The sequence below is a fragment of the Streptomyces sp. NPDC031100 genome (assembly GCF_055570785.1).
The window spans coordinates 193,330-214,794 of the sequence record NZ_JBVIGN010000009.1; the positions used below are offsets into that span (position 1 = coordinate 193,330).

18 protein-coding genes are annotated in these 21,465 nt (G+C 71.0%); 9 read left to right on the plus strand and 9 right to left on the minus strand.

Annotation, left to right across the window (positions count from 1 at the left end; translation table 11 throughout):
• Positions 1-5: 5 nt before the first annotated feature.
• Both pabB and ACZ5DS_RS25555 read right to left on the minus strand, forming a co-directional pair.
• A complete protein-coding gene (gene pabB / locus ACZ5DS_RS25550; RefSeq protein ID WP_468242583.1) occupies positions 6-2,102 on the minus strand; it encodes an aminodeoxychorismate synthase component I in 2,097 nt (698 codons plus the stop codon).
• A gap of 60 nt (positions 2,103-2,162) precedes the next feature.
• Positions 2,163-2,927: a 50S ribosomal protein L11 methyltransferase gene (locus ACZ5DS_RS25555; protein WP_468242585.1), complete on the minus strand. Its 765-nt coding sequence runs from the start codon at positions 2,925-2,927 to the stop codon at positions 2,163-2,165.
• Between the two features lie 231 nt (positions 2,928-3,158).
• On the opposite strand from ACZ5DS_RS25555, the gene ACZ5DS_RS25560 reads away from it, so the two are divergent.
• Positions 3,159-5,090 (plus strand): helix-turn-helix domain-containing protein, encoded by a 1,932-nt coding sequence (locus tag ACZ5DS_RS25560; protein ID WP_468242588.1) that lies wholly within the window; start codon positions 3,159-3,161, stop codon positions 5,088-5,090.
• A 455-nt stretch (positions 5,091-5,545) separates the two neighbouring features.
• Here ACZ5DS_RS25560 and ACZ5DS_RS25565 read toward each other — a convergent pair whose 3' ends face one another.
• From ACZ5DS_RS25565 to ACZ5DS_RS25595, 7 genes are all read right to left on the minus strand, one after another.
• Positions 5,546-6,712, minus strand: a complete 1,167-nt coding sequence (locus ACZ5DS_RS25565) for an IS701 family transposase (RefSeq protein ID WP_468242590.1) — start codon at positions 6,710-6,712, stop codon at positions 5,546-5,548.
• Between the two features lie 256 nt (positions 6,713-6,968).
• Positions 6,969-7,313: a nuclear transport factor 2 family protein gene (locus ACZ5DS_RS25570; RefSeq protein WP_468242593.1), complete on the minus strand. Its 345-nt coding sequence runs from the start codon at positions 7,311-7,313 to the stop codon at positions 6,969-6,971.
• Complete coding sequence (locus ACZ5DS_RS25575; protein WP_468243000.1) at positions 7,310-8,569, minus strand: flavin-dependent oxidoreductase; 1,260 nt, start codon at positions 8,567-8,569, stop codon at positions 7,310-7,312. The genes ACZ5DS_RS25570 and ACZ5DS_RS25575 overlap by 4 nt, the downstream gene beginning before the upstream one ends.
• A gap of 38 nt (positions 8,570-8,607) precedes the next feature.
• The gene (gene phzG, locus ACZ5DS_RS25580) at positions 8,608-9,285 is read right to left on the minus strand and encodes a phenazine biosynthesis FMN-dependent oxidase PhzG (protein WP_468242596.1); all 678 of its coding nucleotides are present in this window, start codon (positions 9,283-9,285) and stop codon (positions 8,608-8,610) included.
• A 15-nt stretch (positions 9,286-9,300) separates the two neighbouring features.
• On the minus strand, positions 9,301-10,134 hold the full coding sequence (locus ACZ5DS_RS25585) for a PhzF family phenazine biosynthesis protein (protein ID WP_468242598.1): 834 nt from the start codon (positions 10,132-10,134) through the stop codon (positions 9,301-9,303).
• A gap of 65 nt (positions 10,135-10,199) precedes the next feature.
• On the minus strand, positions 10,200-10,535 hold the full coding sequence (locus tag ACZ5DS_RS25590; protein ID WP_468242601.1) for a hypothetical protein: 336 nt from the start codon (positions 10,533-10,535) through the stop codon (positions 10,200-10,202).
• Positions 10,536-10,569: 34 nt separating this feature from the next.
• Positions 10,570-11,058, minus strand: coding sequence for a PhzA/PhzB family protein (locus tag ACZ5DS_RS25595; protein ID WP_468242603.1), 489 nt, complete (start codon positions 11,056-11,058; stop codon positions 10,570-10,572).
• A gap of 256 nt (positions 11,059-11,314) precedes the next feature.
• Between ACZ5DS_RS25595 and ACZ5DS_RS25600 the strand changes: the two genes are divergently transcribed.
• From ACZ5DS_RS25600 to aroC, 8 genes are all read left to right on the plus strand, one after another.
• The gene (locus tag ACZ5DS_RS25600) at positions 11,315-12,487 is read left to right on the plus strand and encodes a 3-deoxy-7-phosphoheptulonate synthase (RefSeq protein ID WP_468242606.1); all 1,173 of its coding nucleotides are present in this window, start codon (positions 11,315-11,317) and stop codon (positions 12,485-12,487) included.
• A gap of 41 nt (positions 12,488-12,528) precedes the next feature.
• Complete coding sequence (locus ACZ5DS_RS25605; RefSeq protein WP_468242608.1) at positions 12,529-13,188, plus strand: isochorismatase family protein; 660 nt, start codon at positions 12,529-12,531, stop codon at positions 13,186-13,188.
• Complete coding sequence (locus tag ACZ5DS_RS25610; RefSeq protein ID WP_468242610.1) at positions 13,185-15,110, plus strand: anthranilate synthase family protein; 1,926 nt, start codon at positions 13,185-13,187, stop codon at positions 15,108-15,110. The genes ACZ5DS_RS25605 and ACZ5DS_RS25610 overlap by 4 nt, the downstream gene beginning before the upstream one ends.
• Positions 15,089-15,598, plus strand: coding sequence for a shikimate kinase (locus ACZ5DS_RS25615; RefSeq protein WP_468242613.1), 510 nt, complete (start codon positions 15,089-15,091; stop codon positions 15,596-15,598). Before ACZ5DS_RS25610 ends, ACZ5DS_RS25615 begins: the two co-directional genes overlap by 22 nt.
• Before the next feature lie 79 nt (positions 15,599-15,677).
• Positions 15,678-17,783 carry a transketolase gene (gene tkt / locus ACZ5DS_RS25620; protein WP_468242615.1) on the plus strand — a complete coding sequence of 702 codons (2,106 nt, stop codon included), beginning with the start codon at positions 15,678-15,680 and terminating at the stop codon, positions 17,781-17,783.
• A gap of 11 nt (positions 17,784-17,794) precedes the next feature.
• Positions 17,795-19,042, plus strand: a complete 1,248-nt coding sequence (gene aroA, locus ACZ5DS_RS25625) for a 3-phosphoshikimate 1-carboxyvinyltransferase (RefSeq protein ID WP_468242618.1) — start codon at positions 17,795-17,797, stop codon at positions 19,040-19,042.
• Positions 18,982-20,280 carry an FAD-dependent oxidoreductase gene (locus ACZ5DS_RS25630; protein ID WP_468243002.1) on the plus strand — a complete coding sequence of 433 codons (1,299 nt, stop codon included), beginning with the start codon at positions 18,982-18,984 and terminating at the stop codon, positions 20,278-20,280. The genes aroA and ACZ5DS_RS25630 overlap by 61 nt, the downstream gene beginning before the upstream one ends.
• Positions 20,277-21,461, plus strand: coding sequence for a chorismate synthase (gene aroC, locus ACZ5DS_RS25635; protein WP_468242620.1), 1,185 nt, complete (start codon positions 20,277-20,279; stop codon positions 21,459-21,461). The genes ACZ5DS_RS25630 and aroC overlap by 4 nt, the downstream gene beginning before the upstream one ends.
• Positions 21,462-21,465: the final 4 nt, after the last annotated feature.

A 21,465-nucleotide genomic window follows, 5' to 3' on the forward strand; every position in this document is an offset into this window, starting at 1 on the left:
CTGGTTCAGCTCCGTGCCGACGTCTCGCGCCGGCCCGGGAATTCGGCACCGGTAAGCATCAGCAGCGGGGCCGACTTGACCGCCGTCTCCTCGAACTCCTCCTCCGCGTCCGACAGGGCGACGATCGCCCCGCCGACCCCGTAGCGGACGCGCCCCGGGGTGAGCACCGCCGTACGGATGGCGACACTCAGGTCCGCCGCGCCGGACAGCGAGAAGTGGCCGATGGCGCCGGAGTAGACCCCGCGCGGTCCGGCCTCGAGGCGGTCGATGATCTGCATGGTGCGAATCTTCGGAGCGCCCGTCATCGAGCCGGCGGGGAACGCGGCCCGCACACAGTCCACCGCGCTGCGATCCGGGCGCAGTCGCGCCCGTACCGTACTCACCAGCTGGTGCACGGTCGCGTACGACTCGACGCCGAAGAGGTCCCTGACCTCGACCGAACCGGGCTCGGCGTGCCGCCCGAGGTCGTTGCGGACCAGGTCCACGATCATCAGGTTCTCCGCCCGGTCCTTCTCATCGGACCGCAGGTCAGCCACGATCGCCGCGTCCGCCTGCGGCGTCGCGCCACGCGGCCGGGTTCCCTTGATCGGCTTGGACTCGGCGGTGCCGTCCGCACCCACCCGCAGGAACCGCTCGGGCGAGGTGCTGAGCACCGACAGCTGTCCGAAGCGCAGCAGGGCCGCGTACGGGGCGGGGCTGAAGCGGCGCAGCGCGCGGTACGCCTCGAAGGGTTCGAGGTCCAGCTCCGCCTCGGCCAGATTCGTCAGGCAGACCTCGTACGTCTCACCCGCGGCGATCTCCTCCTGGCAGGAATCGATCAGCCGCAGATATGCGTCGCGGTCGTGCCGCAGCCGGATCCCGGCGAGCGAGTCGGGCGCGACCGGGTCCGCGGCGGGCCGGCCCGCGATCGACTCCAGCGCCTGCCCGGCGGTACGCAGCCAGGTCCGGGCCGCCGCCTCGTCGCCGTCCTCGGCCAGCGCCAACAGATAGGTGGTGCCCATGGCGTGGTCGAGGACCACCGCTCGATCGGCGAACACCATGACGGCGTCGGCGTCCTCCGCCTGATGGGCGGCGTCGGCGCCGCACTGGGCCTTCAGCTCGTAACCGAGGTAGCCGACCCAGCCCAGGGTGAAGTCGAAGGGGACATCGGGGAGTTCGGTGCGGATGGACCGCAGGTCGCGGTCGAGCCAGTCGAGGAATCCGCCCGTGATGATGTCCGAGCCGGTGGCCGAGTGCACGGTGACGGTGTGGCTCCGCACATCGGCCTTGGCCACCCGCGCGAGCGGGCCCGCCGCGTCGCCCATGACGGAGAAGCGGCCCGCGCCGGCGTCGGGCCTGCTGCTGTCCAGCCAGAAGGCGTTCTCGCTGTCGCCGAAGAGCCGGTGGAAGGCGGCCTCGTCGGCCCAGTCGGTGGGCAGGCGCTCCATCAGCACACGCAGGTGGCGTGACTCGCCCGCGGGCGCCTTCGTACGGACGGCGCTGGGTGACTTCGTCCGCCCCGCCGGACCCGTGCCCCGTGCGGCGTGCCACTCCCGGGTCAACTCAGTGAAATTGGCGAGGAGTTCATGACCGTACTGGGTGAGTATCGACTCGGGGTGGAACTGCAGCCCCCAGATCGGCCGGTGCCGGTGCCTCAGCCCCATGAGCACACCGTCCGCCGTCCACGCGACGGCGTCCAGTTCCTCCGGCAGGTCCGTCACGGTCAGCGAGTGGTAGCGCACCACCTCGAAGGGCGAGGGGATGCCCCGGAACAGATCGGTGCCGTTGTGCAGCACCGGCGAGGTGCGGCCGTGCCGTGGCTCCGGGGCCCGGGCGACGGTGCCGCCGTGCAGCAGCGCCACGCCCTGGTGGCCGAGACAGACACCCAGCAACGGAATGTCCGCGCTTTCGACGATGTCCTTGCAGATTCCGAAGTCGGCCTGCCGGGACGGGTTTCCGGGCCCGGGGGACAGCACGACATTGTCGAATTCGGCGAGCCGGGACGGGTCCCATGCGGGGTCGTCGTTACGGATCACCACGGGCTCGGCCCCGCTCACCTCGGCGAGGTAGTGGTGAAGATTGAAGGTGAAAGAGTCGTAGTTGTCGATCAGAAGAGTTCGCACGGTTCTTTCGCAACTCAGTGTGTTTTCACGGACTTTCGTGGATCGCGGAACCCGCCGGGGTCAACCGGCCGACTCGGGCGACTGAGCCGCGCCCCGTCCCGTCGGCGCCGCGACGGTGATCTCGTAGAGAATGTGCTCGACCGTCTCCTCGCCCTCACGGATCGCTCGGGTGCGCAGCACCCGCAGTTCCCGGCCGCACTCATCGGCGATCGCGTGCAGCGCGGCGATGTCTCCGCGGTCGCTGAAGTGCAGCAGGATCGTCCCTCCGTCGGCCAGGTACGAGGGGGCGTCGGCGAGGAAGCGGCGGTGGGCGCGGTAGCCGGGGTCCACATAGGCGCGCTCGTGCACGGTCTCGTAGCGGTAGGCGGGCGGGGCCAGTACGAAGTTCGAGTGCCAGTAGATGGTGTGGAACCGCTCGCCGTCCGCGTCACCGCCCGCCAGCCCGTCGAACAGGTCGCTGTGCACGGCATTCAGCCGGTCCGCGACCTGATGACGCACCGCGTTCATTGTGGTGTTCCGCACGGCCTCTTCGCTGATGTCGACAGCCGTCACCCGGTCGCAGCCCGCCAGCGCGGCGGACACGGCGATGATGCCGGTGCCGCACCCGATCTCCAGGAACGAGCCGTGCCAGGGCGTCCGGGCCGCCCCGGTGAGGCCGAGCAGTTCCATGGCCACACCGGTCGACGGCGAGAATGGCGGCGCGAACACGCCGTCCAGCAGATCCCACTCGCGGCCCGCCATGGCGAAAGCCCTCGGCCGGTCCCTGTGCAGAAGTGACGCCCTGCTCCGCTCGAGCGACCGCACGTACTGGTCGACTTCGGTCATCCCGCCCCCTTTTCACACCGATGGGCGCCGCTCATCACGACGCCCTCCTGAAATCGTTTCCAAGCCGGCCGGGACCGGGAAGGTGGCCGGACAACACCGCACCGCCCTCCAGGTGATGCCGAGGCCACACCGAAAACGCCATGCCGCAGGTCAGCAGCTTGATCCACTTTACGGGTAAACGTAAGTTCGACGAAGGTCGGCAAGCAGCTCGAGACCACGGGGGAAAGCATCATGGTGAAGAACGAAGCGTTGGTCGACGCCCCGGCGCTGGCGGTTCTGGAACTGCTCGCGCAGGAGTCGCCTCCGGGCCACTTCCAAGAGCTCCTGCACCGCGGCCGGCGGCAGGGCCTGCCCGAGGAGCAGCTCGCCGAGCTGGAGCGGGCGACGCAGCTCGCACTGGACATCCACTCCTCGGCGAACCAGCGCCGACAACGCGAGGCGGTCATGGCCGCCCTGGTGGACACGGTCCACGACATGACCACTCCCTACGACCCCGACGGCCTGCTGAAGGTCATCACCAGCCGGGCCCGCAGGCTCATCGGCTTCGACATGGCCTACATCAGCCTGCGCAAGCCCGACGGCGGCTCGTACATCCACAGCTCGGACGGTGACACCACGGCACTCAACGTCGGGCTCGTGGTGGAGGAGAGTCACGGCCTCGGCGAGATGGCGCAGGACAAGGGCGCTCCCTTCTGGACCTCGGACTACCTCAACGACGATCGGATCCCGCACTTGGAGGAGGTCGACGAGGTCGTCCGCGCAGAGGGTCTGCACGCCATCATGGCGGTGCCGATCTTCCAGGGCAGCGTGCCCATCGGTGCGCTGTACGGCGCGGACCGCGTGGTGCGCCACTTCACGCCCAACGAGATCAGTGTGATGCGCTCCCTGGCGGACTTCGCGTCGGTCGCTCTGGAGCGGGCCAAGCTGCTCGACCGTACGCAGACGGAGATCGCCGAGCTGGAGGCGGCGGGCCTCAAGGCGCGCGGCACCATCGCGCGGATGGCGTATCTGAACGACGTCCGGTCCAGGCTGATTGCTCAGGTGCTGGACGGCAGTGATCTGCACGACATCACGACGACGGCGGCCGAGGCACTGGGCGCCACGCTCACGGTGGTCGACGCGCACGGGCGGATCCTGGCGTCCACCGCGGAGATCTCCGACTTCGATGAGGCGCTGACGGGCAGGGCCGCACTGGAGACGCATGCCGCCCGCGGCCCCATCGCCCTGTCGGAGAACCTGTGGGCAACCCCCCTCAGCGCCGGGGTCGAGGATCTCGGTGTCGTCCTGCTCACGGTCGCGCAGCCGCCCGGCCCGGAGGCCCAGCGGTTCTTCCGCTTCGTCGCGCAGGCCGTCGCGCTGCTGTTGGTGGTACAGCGCAGTACGGCGGTGGCGGCGGGGCCGGTCCGTGACGAGTTCTTGGAGGACCTGCTCGCCGCATCGGCCCGGGCGCCGCATCAGCTCGCCACCAGAGCACGTCAGTTGGGGCTGGATCCGGACGGGTCGTACGTGGTCGTCCTGGCCCGGCCGGAGGGCGGTGAGCACGGCAAGGCCGTCGTCTGGGCCTCCTCGTACGCCTACCGGCAATCCGGGCTCAAGACCGTGAACTCGGGTTCCATCGTGCTGCTGCTGCCGGGCTCGGACGCCTCGGCCGCCGCGCGGGCCGTGTCCGGCGAACTGTCGCCGCTGCTGGGCCGGCCCGTCACGGTCGGCGCCTCGGGCCCCGCGGACGGGCTCGCCTCGGTCTCCAAGGTGTACCAGGAGGCACTGCGCTGCCTCGACGCCATGATTGCCCTGGACGGTGCGGGCAGCGCAGCTTCGATGAACGATCTCGGCTTCCTCGGGCTGCTGCTCTCCGACGACCACGACGTCGACGGATTCGTCTCCTCGGTCATCGGCCCGGTGCTGGACCACGACGCGGAGCGGGCGGCCGGACTCGTCCCGACCATCGAGGCCTACTTCACCTCCGGCAACAGCCCGACCCGCGCTGCCGCGGATCTCCACGTCCATCCCAACACGGTCGCCCGCCGCCTCGAACGGATCACCGAACTCCTCGGACCCGGCTGGCAGAAACCCGGGCGCTCGATCGACGTCCAGCTCGCACTGCGGCTGTTGCGCGCCCGGGACGTCCTGCGGCGGCAGCGCGAGTCCGCATCGGGGGCTTAGAGCCTGTGTCATATCCCCGGTCGGATCAGCGCGCGGCGTCTGGTGCGTGCGATCGCAAGGCGCCGGAGCGCCCTCGATGGGGGTGCCCCCGCGCGAGCGAAGCCGAGCGTGGGGGAGGAGCCACGTGGGTGGTTCGGCAACGCGGCGAGCGTGCGTGCCAGGCGTCGCGCGCCCGGCCGGGGATATGACACAGGCTCTTAGGGCCTGTCCGGCGGATCAGGCCGGCTCCAGGCAACGGTGCCTCATCGGCGCAGGTGAGCGGGGTCTGGTGCGTCCAGCTGCAAGGCGGAGGAGGGCGGCGACGCGATGGGGGTCCCCCGCGGTGGGGGTCCCTCCCGCTCGGGCGAAGCCGAGAGTGGGGGAGCAGCCGAGCGTGGGGGAGTCGGCAACCGACGGCAACGCGGCAGATGGGCGTGCCAGACCCCGCGTCTCCGGCATGATCCGCCGGACGGGCCCTAGGCCGAGGCCTCATGGAAGTAGCGCTCGGCTCCGCGGCGGCCCGCCGTCAGCACCTCGACGGCGTGCGCCGCGGATGCCAGGGTGATGTGGCAGTGCCAGCCCCGCAGGGACCGCCCCTCGAAGTCGCGCAGTCCGGCCCGGTCCCCGAAGCCCGACAGGTCCTGTGCCACCCGGTCGGCCAGTTTCGTCAGCCGCAGCAGCACGGACGCGGGCGCCTTGGCCATGTTGGTGGCCCACAGCTGGGTGGGGGGACGCCGGGGGTGGTCCCACTCCCCGAGGAGTACGAGCCCTCGCTCGACGTTCTGCTCGCTGCTCGGCAGGCCCACGCGCACCTTGACGGCCGGCACATGGCGTACGCCGGAGGGCGCCGTCGGATCGGCCTGGCCGGCGGGCCTGCGCAGTCCCTTGGCGGAGTCGAGGATCCGCTGGGCCTGGAGGGCGCCCTGGCCGAATCCGGGCATGGCCGCTTCCCGGACCGTGAACCGCGCGGCGCCCGGGATGCGGACGAGCACGGGCACGCCGGCTTCGTCGAAGCGGCGGATCACGGCCTCGGGGTCCCCGGCGGGCGTGTCGAGCACGACGGGACGCCGGGACGCGTCATGGAGGCGGGCGAAGTCCAGGGCCGCGGAGGTGGCGCACTCCTCCTGCGTCTCCCCCAGGAGCAGCCGCCAGGTCACCGGTGAACTGGCCTGCTCGGAGGCGGCCCACACGCCGAACGCCTGCTGCCCGTGGAAGGTCTGGTCCCGGTGGAGGTCGAAGCCCCGGCCCACGCCCACGGAGTGCCGGCCGGACTTCGGTATGGACATCTGCCGTACCACCCAGGCCTGCGGCCCGATCAGCCGGCCGAGCCAGTCGGCGAGCGCCTCGCGCATCGGCATCCAGTCCCAGGTGGAGTTGCAGATGAAGTGGTGCAGGCTCTGCTCCAGCGTCGGGTCGCCGAGGCAGGCCGCGACATTCCTGATCGACCTGCGCCCCTGCGCGGCCAGCAGGCCCCGCAGATACTGCTCGCCCTTGCGCCGCTGATCCCTTCGCGGGAGGGAGGCGAACAGAGCCGCGCTCAGATCCTGCAGCACGAGTTCGCGTTCGGACCTGAACTCCACCGCCGCCCGCTGCAACGGGATGGCGCGAGGACCCCGCACATCCCGGACGTTCTGTACAGACATGATCCTGTCAGCGGGAACGCTCACAGAAACCCCCTTCATGCACTGCTCTGACAGCTCTCTTGAGCCGCCTTCGAAAGCCTGGCCGCAGGGAGGTGTCATGGGCGAGGTACAGGGGCCACTCCGTTGCGCCGCCGGGTGGTTGTCGCGTCACAAGGGGGGACGTGCAGGCACCAGCGGACGGGGCACCGGCGCCGGGGGCGGCCCGCCACCGTGATGGTCGGACCACACCCAGCCGGGGGGGCTGGCCGATGATCGGTCAGCCGGTGATCGGGCGCGGGTCGAAGGCCACCCGCTGCCGGGCGATCTTGCCGTCCACCACATGGCTCCAGGTGGCCACCTGGACCGGCGCGGCGACGGTGGTGTGCATCTCGAACCAGGTCAGCACGTCGGGGCCGTCGCTGAAGACCTTCTTGACGACGATGTCGGTGTTGATCTCCGAGGCCACCTCGATCTTCGCCCGGAACTCGTCGGCGCTGGTCGCGCTGCCGTACGGGCCGATGAAGTCCACGTCCTCGGCAAGCACCGAGCGCAGGGTGTCGAAGTCCTTGACCTTCCACGCCGCGTAGTACGTGGAGGTCACGTCCACGGGATTGACTGTCATGCCGGTGTTCCCTTCCTGATCGGCGGGTGCAGCGAGGCACGCGCGTTGAGATCGGCCACGTCGTCACGGGTGGCGTTCCGGTACGTGTTGGCGATCTTGGCGTAAATATCGTTGGAGACAGCGGTGTTGGGGCCGCCGGAACCGTTCTTGGGCTTCGACCGGTCCATCTTCCGGTTGGCGAGCACGATGGCGCTGGTGGCCGCCCGGCGTTTGTCCTCGTACGTGCGCAGAGCGGCGACCGGGTCGCTCGTGGTCGCGAGCTCGTACGCGAGGACGCGCGCGTCGACTACGGCCTGCGAGGCGCCGTTCGCACCGACGGGATACATCGGGTGTGCGGCGTCGCCCAGCAGCGTCACCCGGCCGTCGCCCCAGCCCGGCAGCGGGTCGCGGTCGACCATGGGGTACTCCAGGATGTCACCGGCGCCGGTCAGCATCCCGGGCACATCGAGCCAGTCGATGTCCCAGTCGGCGAAGTGGGGCAGTACGTCCTCGACACGGCCCGCCCGGTTCCAGCCCGCGGAGCGGTCGAGCGGCTGGGGCTCGGCGACCGAGACCATGCAGACCCAGTTGGTCAGCGAACGGCCCCGGTCCGCCGCTCCCGGACTGATCGGGTAGGCGATCAGCCGGCTGCCGCGGCCGGCATCGGCGTGGATCATGGTGCGGCCGGTGAGGAACGCGTCGGTCTCCGTGACACCGCGCCACATCATGGTTCCCGACCAGTGCAACGGGCCTTCGCCCCTGTGGAGTCGGGCACGTACCGCCGAGTGCAGGCCGTCCGCGCCGACGAGCAGGTCCCCGGTGATCTCCGCTTCGGCGCCGGTCTCCCGGTCCCGCACCCGGGCCCGTATCCCCTCCTCGCTCTGGCGTACGTCCTCGAAGGTCGTCCCGGTCCGCACGGCGTCGGGGCCGAGCCGCTCGCGCACCGCGGCAAGCAGCAGCATCTGGAGCTCGCCGCGATGGACCGAGTACTGCGGCCAGTTGTAGCCCCGGGCGGTCCCGCGGTCTTCGCGGTGCTGGAGGTTGCCCGACTGGTCGACCCAGACCATCTCGGCGGTGGGGACGCCGATGGCGGCGAGGTCGTCGCCGAGTCCGAGCTCCGTCAGCTCCCGGACGGCGTGCGGCTGCAGATTGATGCCGACGCCGAGGGGGCGGATCCGGCGGGTCTGCTCCAGCACGGTCGCGCGGATGCCCGCCTCGTGCAGGCTGAGAGCGGTGGTGAGTCCGCCGATCCCGCCCCCGATGACGACCACGTCCATGTCGCCGGACAGGTTCTCGGCCATGTGCTCAGCCCCCCTCACGGCTGCAGCCGGATCGTGCTCCAGCTCTGGTCGTCGAGCCGGTCGTAGCGGAGCCTGCGGTGCAGCCGGTCGGAACTGGCCGCCCAGAACTCCACGACGGAGGGCACCAGCAGATAGCCGACGAATTGCTCGGGGCGCGGCAGCGGCGTACCGATCGCTTCCAGCCGGGCGGCCTCGGCGCGCAGCGCCGCCACGTCGTCCAGCGGCTCGCTCTGACGGGCGGCCGTCGACATCGCGTGCATGGGGACGGGACGCCCGAACCAGAGGGCGTCGGACTCGGCATCGCCGAGCTGCTCCACCGTGCCGGAGATACTGATCTGCTGGGCGGTCTCGCGCCAGTACAGCAGTCCGGAGGCCCAGCCGGTCTCGGCTATTTCGCGGCCCTTCTGGCTGCTGGTGTGGCTCATGAACACCAGGCCGCGGTCGGTCACGCTGGTGATCGCGATGATGCGGGTGGAGGCGCGGCCGTGGGCGTCGGCGGTGGCGAGCGAGAGGGCCCGCGGCTCGCGCACACCGCGCTCTACCGCCCTGTCGAGCCAGGTCCGCAGCAGCCCGATCGGCTCGGGCGCCAGCGTGTCAGGCGCGTCGTATTCGGGGAAGTCGAGGTCGGTCTCCCCGCTGAGGGACTCGAACTTGCTGCTGTTGCCGGTGGTGGTCGTGGTGGTCGTGCTCACTGCAGTGGAGCCTCTCTAGACGTAGATGACGCCGCGGGCGACGACGGTTCCGTGGCCGCCGACGTGCACTGTGCGGACGTGATCGCCCTCGCCCTCGGCGTTCGCGCGCATCAGCGAGGGGCGGCCCATCTCGACCCCCTGGAGGATCTCCAGGTCCTGCCCGTACCGGGCAAGCCCGTGCCGGGCGAGATGGATCGCGAGGGGGCCCGCCGCCGACCCGGTCGCCGCGTCCTCGACCACGCCGTACGCCGGCGAGAACATCCGGGTGCGCCAGTGGGTGCCCGATCCGGCGAAGCAGTTGGCGGCCATGTCCGGGAAAGCGGACAGGGCGCGGTGGTCCGGGTGCAGGGCGGAGAGGGCCTCGATGCTCTCCAGGCCGACGAACACATGGCGCGGGCCGTTGCGGTAGGCCTCGACCGGGGTGACGGCCGCATCGACGCCGAGCGCCGCGAGCAGCTCGGCGCTGTGCTCGTACGGCTCCCAGGTGGGCACCGGCTGTTGCATCCGTACGGCGGTGGTGTCGTCTCCGTGGTCGAGCTCGAAGGGGATGACGCCCCTGGCGGTCTCCAGCCGCAGGCGGTCCTCCTTCATGGTCCGCCCGAGCGCGACCGCCGTGCCCAGCATCGGATGCCCGGCGAACGGCAGCTCGTTGACCGGCGTGTAGATCCGGATGCGCGCGTCGCCGCCCTGCTCGGCCGGGAGCACGAAGGTGCACTCGGAGAGGTTCATCTCGCGGGCGATCTGCTGCATCCGCTCACCCGTGAGGTCGGCGGTGTCGAAGAAGACGGCCACTGGATTGCCCTCGAGCGGCTTGCTGGCGAAGGCGTCCACAACCATGTAGTCGTGCATGGGTTCTCGGTTCTCCTGGAGAGGTCGTGCGGCGGAACGTTGCTGCGGATCTCCGCTGCGCGTCGCTACGGCGCGAGTGCCGGGCCGAGACCGCCGAGGGCCGGAAGGGAGTGAATGCCCTCGACGGTGGCTTCGATGTCGAACCGCGTCCGGTGGGTGGGCGGATACCCGATCAGCTCCGCCGCGCGATTGGGCGGCAGCGGCCGGTCGGCGGGGCGGTCGGTCTCCCACAACATGACCGCGCCCCAACGGTTGTTGTCCCGATCGGCCATCCAGAACTTCAGACGCAGCCCGGGCACGTCCGCCCAGGGGTCCACGCCGCCGTCCCGCAGATGCTCACGCAGCGATTCGATGGTCTGCGGCGAGTCGCCCAGATCCCACCAGGCGATGTCGACCTTCATATGCCGTGTTTTTTCCTGTGAGTTGTCCGGCAGATCAGGTGGGAATGCCCTCGCGCTTCACCGCGGGTACGGGAATTCCCAGCGCGCGCAGCTGCTGATTGGGGTTCATGAACTCCCGCTCCTGCTTGATCTTCCCGTTCTCGAACTCGAAGGAATGGATGAAGTGGTTCTTGTAGTAGCCCTCGGGATAGCCGGGGAAGAGAATCTTCCCCTCGCCGTCGCACTCCACCCAGAAGCGGTTCGGGTCCTGCGTCTCGTAGATCTCGATGTTGGTCCAGACCCAGTCCGGGAAGCACTTCAGCGACCACACCGCGTGCTCCCCGAGCGTGTCCCGGCCGCGGATGACGATCGGCTCACCGGTGTCCGTGGTCCACAGACCGCCGCTGCCGTCCTCGGTGAACAGCAGATGGCGCTTGAGGCGGTCCTCACCACGCGTGTTCATGTACTGCTCGACGATCGCCCGGTTGTTCCGCCGGAGCTCCACATCGTCCTGGAACGCCTGCGGGCGCGCAGCCTCGGACATCACTGACCTCCACACATCTGGGGGACTGATCCGCAGTGCCGCTCGGGAGCGGCACTGCTGGACTCTCGGCCAGCCGTGCGCCTTGCGCAACGCCGGAAGGGGGACTCCGTCAAGTCGGGACAAGAATCCACCGGCATTTGACGGAGTCCGCCCGTGCGGCTTCTTGTCCCTTCCCGGGGTCCGTAAGAGTCGGTGCGCAGCCGCTGCCTGTCCGTACTCGGACGGGGCGGCATCACTTCACCCTGGGAGGTATCAGGTGAACAATGTCCACGAATTCCTCCGCTCGTTGCCCGCGGTTCAGCAGCCGTCCTGGGAGGATCACGCGGAACTCGCACGAGTAAGGGAAGAACTCGCTTCTGCGCCCCCGCTTGTCGACGCCGCCGACACCGACGCGCTGCGCGCGCGTCTCGCCGAGGCGGCCGCCGGCCGGGTCCAGATCATCCAGTCCGGCGACTGTGCCGAGGACTGGGCCGAGTGCCATCAGGGCGATGTCGCCCGCAAGGCGGGGCTGCTGGAGGTGCTGGCGGGCATCATGAAGATGACCTCGCACAAGCCCGTCCTGAGGGTCGGCCGGATGGCAGGCCAGTACGGCAAGCCGCGCTCCAGTCCCACCGAGACGGTCGGCGGCGTGGAACTCCCGGTCTACCGGGGCCATATGGTCAATGCTCCCGAGCCCGACCCCGAGCTGCGCAGGCCCGACCCCACCCGGATGCTGACCGGGTATCAGTCCTCCCGCAGCGTCCTTCAGTTCCTCGGCTGGGGCGACGAGGGCCGGCGCACCCGGCCCGAGACCCCGGTGTGGACCAGCCACGAGGCGCTGCTGCTCGACTACGAACTGCCGATGCTGCGCACCCAGCCGGACGGCCGGCTGCTGCTCACCTCCACCCACTGGCCGTGGATCGGCGAGCGGACCCGCCAGGTGAACGGCGCGCACGTGGCGCTGCTCGCCGCCGTGGCCAACCCGGTGGCCTGCAAGGTCGGTCCGGGCATGACGGTCGACGCGGTGCTCGCGCTCTGCGAGAAGCTCGACCCGGAGCGTACGCCCGGACGCCTCACCCTGATCGCCCGGATGGGGGCGGACACCGTGGGCGAGCGGCTCCCTGCACTGGTGACCGCGGTGCGCGCCGCCGGACACCCGGTGATCTGGCTGACCGACCCGATGCACGGCAACACCGTCACCGGCCCCGAGGGGCTCAAGACACGGCTGGTGAGGACGGTTGTACGGGAGGTCGTGGAGTTCCACCGTGCGGTCACCGCGGCGGGCGGCGTCGCCGGCGGCATCCATCTGGAGACCACACCCGACGACGTCACCGAGTGCGTCACCGACCACGACCGGATGCATGAGGTCGGAGACAAGTACACGAGCTTCTGCGACCCGCGCCTGAACCCGCGGCAGGCCATATCGGTGGCCTCGGCCTGGCTCGGCTGACCGCTCCCTCACCTCACCCGCCTTACAGCGAAAGGACAGCCATGGGGGGAATTCCGCCCATCGACCCGTATCCGATGCCGTCCGAGGGCGATCTTCCCGCCAACACCGCGGACTGGACGGTCGACCCCGCCCGGGCGGTGCTGCTCGTCCACGACATGCAGCGCTACTTCCTGCGGCCGTTCCCGGCGGACCGCTCCCCCGGCGGCGAGCTGGTGCGCAACGCCGCGCTGCTGCGCGAGCAGTGCGCCGAGCTCGGCATCCCGGTGGCGTACACCGCGCAGCCCGGCGGCATGACCGACCGGGAGCGCGGCCTTCTCAAGGACTTCTGGGGCCCGGGTATGAAGGTGTCCCCCGAGGACCGCACGGTGGTCGACGAGCTCGCCCCCGCCCCGGCCGACTGGATGTTCACCAAGTGGCGCTACAGCGCCTTCTTCAAGTCGGACCTGCTGGAGCGGATGCGCTTCCACGGCCGCGACCAGCTGATCGTCTGCGGTGTGTACGCCCATGTCGGGGTGCTGATGTCGGCGGTCGAGGCCTTCACCAACGACATCCAGCCGTTCCTGGTCGCCGACGCCGTCGCCGACTTCTCGGAGCAGTACCACCGGCTTGCCCTCGACTACGCGGCGGAGCGCTGCGCGGTGGTCACCACCACCAAGTCGGTGCTCACCGAGCTCACCGCGGCCGACGGAACCGGCCGATGACCCCGAAGGGAGACCCCGTGGCGCAGGACCTGCTGGACCGGGTACTCGCATCGCCTTCATCGGCGTACGCACTGCTGTACCGCCCCGAGACGACCGGCCAGGACGTGCTCGACGTCCTGATCGGCGAGGTCTCCGCCGTGGACACGCTCGCCGGGATGGCTCTCCCCGACGTCCCGGTCGATGCCCCCGCCGACGGCACCGGCGCCCGCCACGAAGTCCTCGCCGTCATCCCGTACCGCCAGATCTCCGAGCGTGGCTTCGTCAGCGCCGACGACGGCGAACCGCTGATCACCATGTCCGTCGCCGAGCAGGGCACGCTGCCGCTCGCGGAGGCGCTGCGACGGCTGCCGGACGAGCAGATCACCCTGTCCGGCGGCCACTTCGACGTGGACGACGACCGTTACGCCGCCATCGTGCGGGACGTCATCGACCGTGAGATCGGCAATGGCGAGGGCGCGAACTTCGTCATCAAACGCTCGTTCGTCGCGGACATCACCGACTACACGCCGCGCAGCGCCCTGTCGTTCTTCCGCCGGCTGCTGGAGCGGGAGTCGGGCGCGTACTGGACCTTCCTCGTCCACACCGGCGAGCGCACCTTCGTCGGCGCCAGCCCCGAGCGGCATGTCAGCCTGCACGGCGGCACCGCCGTGATGAACCCGATCAGCGGCACCTACCGGTACCCGGCCGCCGGCCCCGACCTGCCCGGTGTGATGGCCTTCCTGGCCGACCGCAAGGAGGCCGACGAGCTCTACATGGTCGTGGACGAAGAGCTCAAGATGATGGCCCGGATCTGCGAGCGCGGCGGGCGGGTCGTCGGCCCGTACCTCAAGGAGATGGCGCGTCTCGCGCACACCGAGTACTTCATCGAGGGGCAGACGTCCCACGATGTACGGGACATCCTGCGCGAGACGATGTTCGCGCCCACCGTCACGGGCAGCCCGCTGGAGAGCGCCTGCAAGGTGATCAACCGATACGAGCCGGAGGGGCGCGGCTACTACAGCGGCGTCATGGCCCTCATCGGCCGGGACGAGAGCGGCGGCCGCACCATGGACTCCGCCATCCTCATCCGCACCACCGACATCAGCGCCGACGGCCAGGTGCGCATCGGCGTCGGCGCGACCCTGGTCCGCCACTCCGACCCGATGAGCGAGGTCGCCGAGACCCGGGCGAAGGCGGCCGGGCTGCTGGCTGCGCTCGGGGCGGGCGGATCCGGCCGGTTCGCCGGACACGCCCAGGTCCGCGAGGCGCTGGAGCGGCGCAACGACAGCATCGCCGGCTTCTGGCTGCGGGAGACCGGGGAGCGGTCCTACCCGGTGGCCGAGCTCATCGGGCGCAGCATCCTGATCGTCGATGCCGAGGACACCTTCACCTCGATGATCGGCCAGCAACTTTCGGCCATGGGGCTGGAGGTGACGGTACGACGGTTCGACGAGGCGTACGACTTCGACCGCTACGACCTGGTCGTCATGGGCCCGGGCCCCGGCGACCCGCGTGACATCGGCGACGCCAAGATCGCCCATCTGCGGGCGGCGGTCTCCCAACTCCTCGACGAGCAACGCCCGTTCATCGCCGTCTGCCTCAGCCACCAGGTCCTCTCGACCCTGCTCGGCCTCGAACTGGCCCGCCGGAACGTGCCCAACCAGGGTGTGGCGAAGGAGATCGACCTGTTCGGCGAGCGCCGGCGGGTCGGCTTCTACAACACCTTCGCCGCCCGCAGCGACGAGGACAAGTCCACGCACCCGGAGCTCGGTGTCATCGAGGTCAGCCGGGACACGGAGACGGGCGAGGTGCACGGGCTGCGCGGCCGCGGCTTCGCATCGATACAGTTCCACGCCGAGTCGGTGCTCACCGAGGACGGTGTACGGATCCTCGGCGACCTGCTGACCGGGGTGGTGCGCTCGTGCGAGCGGCAGCTGTCCTGATCGGAGTGCCCGGCTCGGGCAAGACCACCGTCGGCATGCTGCTCGCCGAACGCCTGGGGGTGGGCTTCCGGGACACCGACCACGACATCGCGGAGTCCTGCCAAATGCCCGTGCCGGACCTCGTACTGCGCCACGGAGAGGCGCACTTCCGGAAGCTGGAGCGGGAGGCGGTACGCGCCGCGCTCGACGAGCACGACGGGGTGCTCGCCCTCGGCGGGGGAGCCGTCATGGACCCCACGACCCAGCGGCTCCTGGCCGGCCACCGGGTCGTCCATCTCCAGGTGGCACTGGCGACGGCGCTGACCAGGATCGGCAGCGCCGACGGCAGGCCGCTGCTGGCCGGGGACCCGGAGAGCAGGCTCGGGGAGGTGTTCCGGGTGCGCGGCCCCGTCTACCGGCGGCTCGCCCGGCTGACCGTGACCGCCGACGCGGACTCGGCGGACGGGACCGCGGAACGCCTCGCCGGTGCACTCGGGGCGCTGGCGTGACCCGGGTGCGGGCCGCCCCCCTGACCGCCCCCCTGTCTTTCGCCCGGAATCTCTCGTCCGAAGGAGCACTGACCATCCGGTGAACACCCAGTCGAGCACCAGCACCCCTCCCTTCGAGTGGACCGAACTCGACCGGCGGTCCGTGAACGTGGCACGCGCCCTCGCGGTCGACGCGGTGGAGCGGGCCGGCCACGGCCACCCCGGCACGGCCATGAGCCTGGCCCCGGCGGCGTATCTGCTCTTCCAGCATCTGCTGCGGCACGACCCGGCGGACCCCCGCTGGGCCGGACGCGACCGCTTCGTGCTGTCCTGCGGCCACTCGAGCCTGACCCTCTACACCCAGCTCTACCTCTCCGGTTACGGCCTCGAACTCGACGACCTCAAGGCACTGCGCACCGAAGGCTCGCTCACCCCGGCCCACCCCGAATACGGGCACACCCCGGGTGTGGAGACCACCACCGGACCGCTCGGACAGGGGCTCGGCAACGCCGTCGGCATGGCGATGGGGGCGCGCCGCGAGCGCGGGCTCTTCGACCCCGACGCGGCCCCCGGCGCCTCCGTCTTCGACCACACCGTCTGGGTGTTCGCGTCCGACGGCGACCTGGAGGAGGGCATCAGCCACGAGGTCAGCTCGCTCGCCGGGCACCAGCAGCTGGGCAATCTCGTCGTGCTCTACGACGACAACCGGATCTCCATCGAGGACGACACCGCCATCGCAGTCTCCGAGGACGTCCTCGCCCGGTACGCGGCGTACGGCTGGCACGTCCAGCGGGTGGACTGGACCGAGACCGGCGAGTACCAGGAGGACGTGCCGGCGCTGTACGCCGCGCTGACCGCCGCGCGCGAGGAGACCGGCCGCCCGTCGATCGTGGCGCTGCGCACCGTCATCGGCTGGCCCTCCCCCACCAAGCAGAACACCGGCAAGATCCACGGCTCGGCGCTGGGCGCCGCCGAGGCAGCGGCCGCCAAGGCGGCGATGGGGCTCGACCCGGCTGCCTCCTTCCAGGTGCCCGACGAGGTGCTGGCGCATGCCCGCCGTGTCGCCGAGCGCGGCCGGGCGGCCCGCCAGGAGTGGGACAAGCGGTACGAGGACTGGCGCACCGAACTGCCCGAGCGGGCCGCGCTGTTCGATCGGATCGACGCACGGCAGCTGCCCGACGGCTGGGCGGACGCGGTGCCCGACTACCTGGTGGGCAGCGAGATGGCCACCCGCAAGGCGTCGGGCGAGGTGCTGTCCGCGCTGGCCGGCGTACTGCCCGAACTGTGGGGCGGCTCCGCGGACCTCGCAGAGAGCAACAACACCACGATGAAGGGCGAACCGTCCTTCATCCCCGAGGAGTCCGCCACCGACGCGTTCCCCGGCCACCGCTACGGCCGCACGCTCCACTTCGGCATCCGCGAGCACGGCATGGGTGCTGTTCTCAACGGCATCGCCCTGCACGGCGGCACCCGCCCCTACGGCGGCACCTTCCTGGTCTTCTCCGACTACATGCGGCCCGCCGTGAGACTGGCCGCGATGATGAAGCTGCCCGTCACGTTCGTCTGGACGCACGACTCGATCGGGCTGGGCGAGGACGGACCGACCCACCAGCCGGTGGAGCACCTGTGGTCGCTGCGCGGCATCCCCGGCCTCGACGTGGTCCGCCCCGCCGACGCCCACGAGACCGCCGCCGCCTGGCGGGCGATCCTGGAACGCACCGACCGGCCCGCCGGACTCTGCCTGACCCGGCAGAACGTCCCGGTCCTCCCCGACCCGGGCCCCGACGCGGTCGCCCGCGGCGGCTATGTGCTCGCCGAGGCCGCGGGCGGCGCCCCGGAGGCGATCGTGCTGGCCACCGGCAGCGAGGTCCACATCGCGCTGGAGGCCCGCCGCATTCTGGAGCAGGACGGGACACCGACCCGGGTCGTCTCGCTGCCGTGCCTGGAGTGGTTCGCCGAGCAGAGCCGCCAGTACCGCGACAGCGTGCTGCCGCCGCAGGTCCGCGCCAGGGTCTCGGTGGAGGCGGGCTCGACCCTCGGCTGGCACGCCCTGATCGGTGACGCCGGAGAGGCCGTCGGCATCGACCGGTTCGGCGCGTCCGCCCCCTTCCGCGCGCTGTACGAGCAACACGGCCTCACCGCGCAGCGGGTGGCGGCGGCCGTGCGCGCCAGCGTGGCCAGGGCCGTCCGCGGGCAGTCCCGGTGAGCGCCGCGAATATGACCACGGACGCCCCGCTCACCGCCCGTATCCCGGGCTCCAAGAGCATCACCAACCGGGCCCTGCTGCTGGCCGCGGCCGCGGACGGCACCAGCCGCCTCCGGTCCCCCCTGATCAGCGACGACACCCTGGCCTTCCGGGCCGCGCTGACCGCTCTGGGGGTACGGGTGGAAGCGGCCCCGCACGACGAGTTCTGGGATGTCACCGGAGCGGGGCGAGGCCCGGTGGGCGGCGGCCGCGTGTGGTGCGCCGACGCCGGGACCGCGGCCCGCTTCCTGCCGCCGTTCACCGCAACCGGCAAAGGCACGTATGTCTTCGACGGCTCCGGGCAGCTGCGGGCCCGCCCGCTGCGTCCGCTGGCCGATGCGCTGGAACAGCTCGGGGCGACGGTACGCGCCGAGGGGGATGCAGGGCTCCCCCTGCGGGTGGACGCCGACGGGCTGCGGGGCGGCAGGCTCCAGGTGGACGGCGGGCTGAGCAGCCAGTTCCTGAGCGGTCTGCTGATGGCGGCGCCGCTGCTGCGCACCCCGCTGACGGTGACCGTACGGGACCTGGTCAGCCGGCCGTACATCGACATGACCATCGCGCTGATGCGCCGTTTCGGCGCCCAGGTGACCGAAGAGGCCCCGGGCGTCATCGGGATCGGAACCGGCGGCTACACCGTCGCCGACCTGGTGATCGAACCGGACGCCTCCACAGCCTCGTACTTCTTCGCGGCAGCCGCCGTCACCGGGCGCACGGTCACCGTGCCGGGCCTCGGCCGCGACAGCCTCCAGGGAGACCTCGCCTTCGTCGAGGTGCTGCGCACCGCCGGCGCCCGGGTGGAGATCGGCGAGGACGCGGTGACGGTCACCGGCACCGGGCGGCTGCGGGGCGGCTTCGACGTCGACATGGGTGCGATCTCGGACACCTTCATGACGCTGGCCGCGATCGCCCCGCTCGCCGATGCGCCCATCACCGTCCGCGGCATCGGACACGCCCGGCTCAAGGAGTCGGACCGGATCGCCGCGGTCGCCGGAAACCTCGCCTCCTGCGGGGTGGAGACCGAGACCGGCCGAGACTGGATGACCGTGTATCCGGGCACGATCAGGCCCGCGCAGATCGCCTGCCACCGGGACCACCGCATCGCCATGGCCTTCTCCGTACTCGGCCTGCGTGTCCCGGGACTCGGCTTCGACGACCCCGCCTGCGTGGGCAAGACCTTCCCCGGGTTCCACACCGAACTGCACCGGCTGTTCCCGGAATAGAGGAAGAGAAGAAGGAAGGGAAGGAGGGCGAGATGGCAGCAACGATGCGGGTCCTTGTCGTCGGTGCGGGTGTCGGCGGGCTGGCGGCGGCGCTGGCGATCGCGGCCCAAGGCCACCAGGTGACCGTGCTGGAGCGCCGGGACGACTTCACGGAGCCGGGCGTGGGCACCCAGCTGTCACCGAACGCGTTCCACGCGCTCGACCGGCTCGGGGTGGGCCGGGCGGTGCGCGAACGATCCTTCTTCATGGACGAGTTGCGGTTCATGGACGCCACGACCGGTGAGCGGATCGCCGGGATGCCACTGACCGGTGCCTACCGGGAACGGTTCGGCAACCCCTATGCGGTGCTGCACCGCGGCCACCTCCACCAGGCGCTGCTCGACGCCTGCCGCACGGCCGACACCATCGAGCTGCTGGCCGGCCAGTCGGTCGCCTGGTACGAGCAGACCACCGCCGAGGTGACCGCGGTCACCGACACCGGGCGGCGGTTCACCGGGGCCGCACTGATCGGCGCCGACGGCATCCGGTCCGCCGTCCGCCGTCAGCTCGTCGGTGACGGCGAGCCCCGGGTCTCCGGCCATACCATCTACCACTCGGTCGTCCCCCTGGCGGACATCCCGGAGCAGCTGTGCCCGAACAGCGCGACGGTCTGGGCGGGGCCCGGCTGGCACGTCGTCCACTTCGTGCACCTGGCTGACGGCGCCGCGTTCCTGAACGTGGCCGGCACCCGGGACCACGGCACACCCGAGGCCGTCGTCGGACTGCCGCTGGAGAAGGCGCACGTGCTGAGCGGATTCCCGGAGTTGACCGACTCCGGGCGTCGCATCCTGGAGCTCGGCGAGGAGTGGAAGACCTGGATGCTGTGCGACCGGGACCCGGTCGCCGGATGGACCGACGGCCGGGTGGCCCTGCTGGGCAACGCCGCGCATCCGATGCTGCCGTACGCGGTCCAGGGCCTGTCCATGACGTTCGAGGACGCCGCCGCACTCGGTGAACTGCTCGACTGCAACGCGCGGGACGTGGCGCAGCGGCTGGAGACGTACAACGCCCGGCGCCGCGACCGTACGGCGAAGACCCAGCTCGTGGCACGCGAGTTGGGCACCCGGCTCTACCACCCGGCGGGAGCGGCGGCCACGGCCCGCAACGAGATGCTCTCTTCGCTCACTGTGGACGAGCTCTACGACAAGGTGTCCTGGCTGCACGGGGCCCGCGACTTCACTGAAGGAGAAGGACGTTGAGCAGGTTGCGCTGGCTGACCGCGGGGGAGTCGCACGGCCCCGCACTGGTGGCGACGCTGGAGGGTCTGCCCGCCGGGGTGCCGATCACCACCGAGATGGCGGCGGACGCGCTCGCCAGGCGCCGGCTCGGCTACGGCCGCGGCGCGCGGATGAAGTTCGAGCGCGACGAGGTCACCTTCCTCGGCGGTGTGCGCCACGGTCTTACCCTGGGCTCCCCGGTCGCGATCATGGTAGGCAACACCGAGTGGCCCAAGTGGGAGAAGGTCATGGCGGCCGATCCGGTCGACCCGGCCGAACTCGCCGAACTGGCCCGCAACGCCCCGCTGACCCGACCGCGCCCCGGCCACGCCGACCTCGCCGGGATGCAGAAGTACGGCTTCGACGAGGCGCGGCCGATCCTGGAGCGCGCCTCCGCCCGCGAGACCGCGGCCCGGGTCGCGCTCGGCACCGTCGCCCGCTCCTACGTGAAGGAGACGGCCGGCATCGAGATCGTCTCCCACGTGGTGGAGCTGGCCGCGGCCAAGGCTCCGCACGGGGTGTACCCGAAGCCGTCGGACGTCGAGAAGCTCGACGCCGACCCGGTGCGCTGCCTGGACACGGCCGCGAGCAAGGCGATGGTCGCCGAGATCGACCAGGCCCACAAGGACGGCGACACCCTCGGCGGCGTGGTCGAGGTGCTCGCCTACGGGGTGCCCGTCGGTCTGGGCTCGCACGTGCACTGGGACCGGCGGCTGGACGCCCGGCTGGCGGCCGCACTCATGGGCATCCAGGCGATCAAGGGCGTCGAGGTCGGCGACGGCTTCGAGCTGGCCCGTGTGCCCGGGTCCGAGGCGCACGACGAGATCGTCGCCACCGACGAGGGCATCCGCCGTACCTCCGGCCGCTCCGGCGGCACCGAGGGTGGCCTGACGACCGGCGAGCTGCTGAGGGTGCGGGCCGCGATGAAGCCCATCGCTACGGTGCCGCGGGCGCTGGCGACGGTCGACGTCAGCACGGGTGAGCCGACGCAGGCCCACCACCAGCGCTCGGACGTGTGCGCGGTACCGGCCGCCGGCATCGTCGCCGAGTCGATGGTCGCGCTCGTCCTGGCCGATGCCGTCGCGGAGAAGTTCGGCGGTGACAGCGTGGCCGAGACCCGCCGCAACGTGCGGAGCTTCCTCGACAACCTCCACATCGGCTGATACG

Excerpts from the sequence above, each read along its gene's own strand:
- ACZ5DS_RS25555 (WP_468242585.1), bottom strand. The coding sequence starts at position 2,927 with ATGACCGAAGTCGACCAGTACGTGCGGTCGCTCGAGCGGAGCAGGGCG.
- ACZ5DS_RS25560 (WP_468242588.1), top strand. The coding sequence starts at position 3,159 with ATGGTGAAGAACGAAGCGTTGGTCGACGCCCCGGCGCTGGCGGTTCTG.
- ACZ5DS_RS25565 (WP_468242590.1), bottom strand. The coding sequence starts at position 6,712 with ATGTCTGTACAGAACGTCCGGGATGTGCGGGGTCCTCGCGCCATCCCG.
- ACZ5DS_RS25570 (WP_468242593.1), bottom strand. The coding sequence starts at position 7,313 with ATGACAGTCAATCCCGTGGACGTGACCTCCACGTACTACGCGGCGTGG.
- ACZ5DS_RS25575 (WP_468243000.1), bottom strand. The coding sequence starts at position 8,569 with ATGGACGTGGTCGTCATCGGGGGCGGGATCGGCGGACTCACCACCGCT.
- ACZ5DS_RS25585 (WP_468242598.1), bottom strand. The coding sequence starts at position 10,134 with ATGCACGACTACATGGTTGTGGACGCCTTCGCCAGCAAGCCGCTCGAG.
- ACZ5DS_RS25590 (WP_468242601.1), bottom strand. The coding sequence starts at position 10,535 with ATGAAGGTCGACATCGCCTGGTGGGATCTGGGCGACTCGCCGCAGACC.
- ACZ5DS_RS25595 (WP_468242603.1), bottom strand. The coding sequence starts at position 11,058 with ATGTCCGAGGCTGCGCGCCCGCAGGCGTTCCAGGACGATGTGGAGCTC.
- ACZ5DS_RS25605 (WP_468242608.1), top strand. The coding sequence starts at position 12,529 with ATGGGGGGAATTCCGCCCATCGACCCGTATCCGATGCCGTCCGAGGGC.
- ACZ5DS_RS25610 (WP_468242610.1), top strand. The coding sequence starts at position 13,185 with ATGACCCCGAAGGGAGACCCCGTGGCGCAGGACCTGCTGGACCGGGTA.
- aroA (WP_468242618.1), top strand. The coding sequence starts at position 17,795 with ATGACCACGGACGCCCCGCTCACCGCCCGTATCCCGGGCTCCAAGAGC.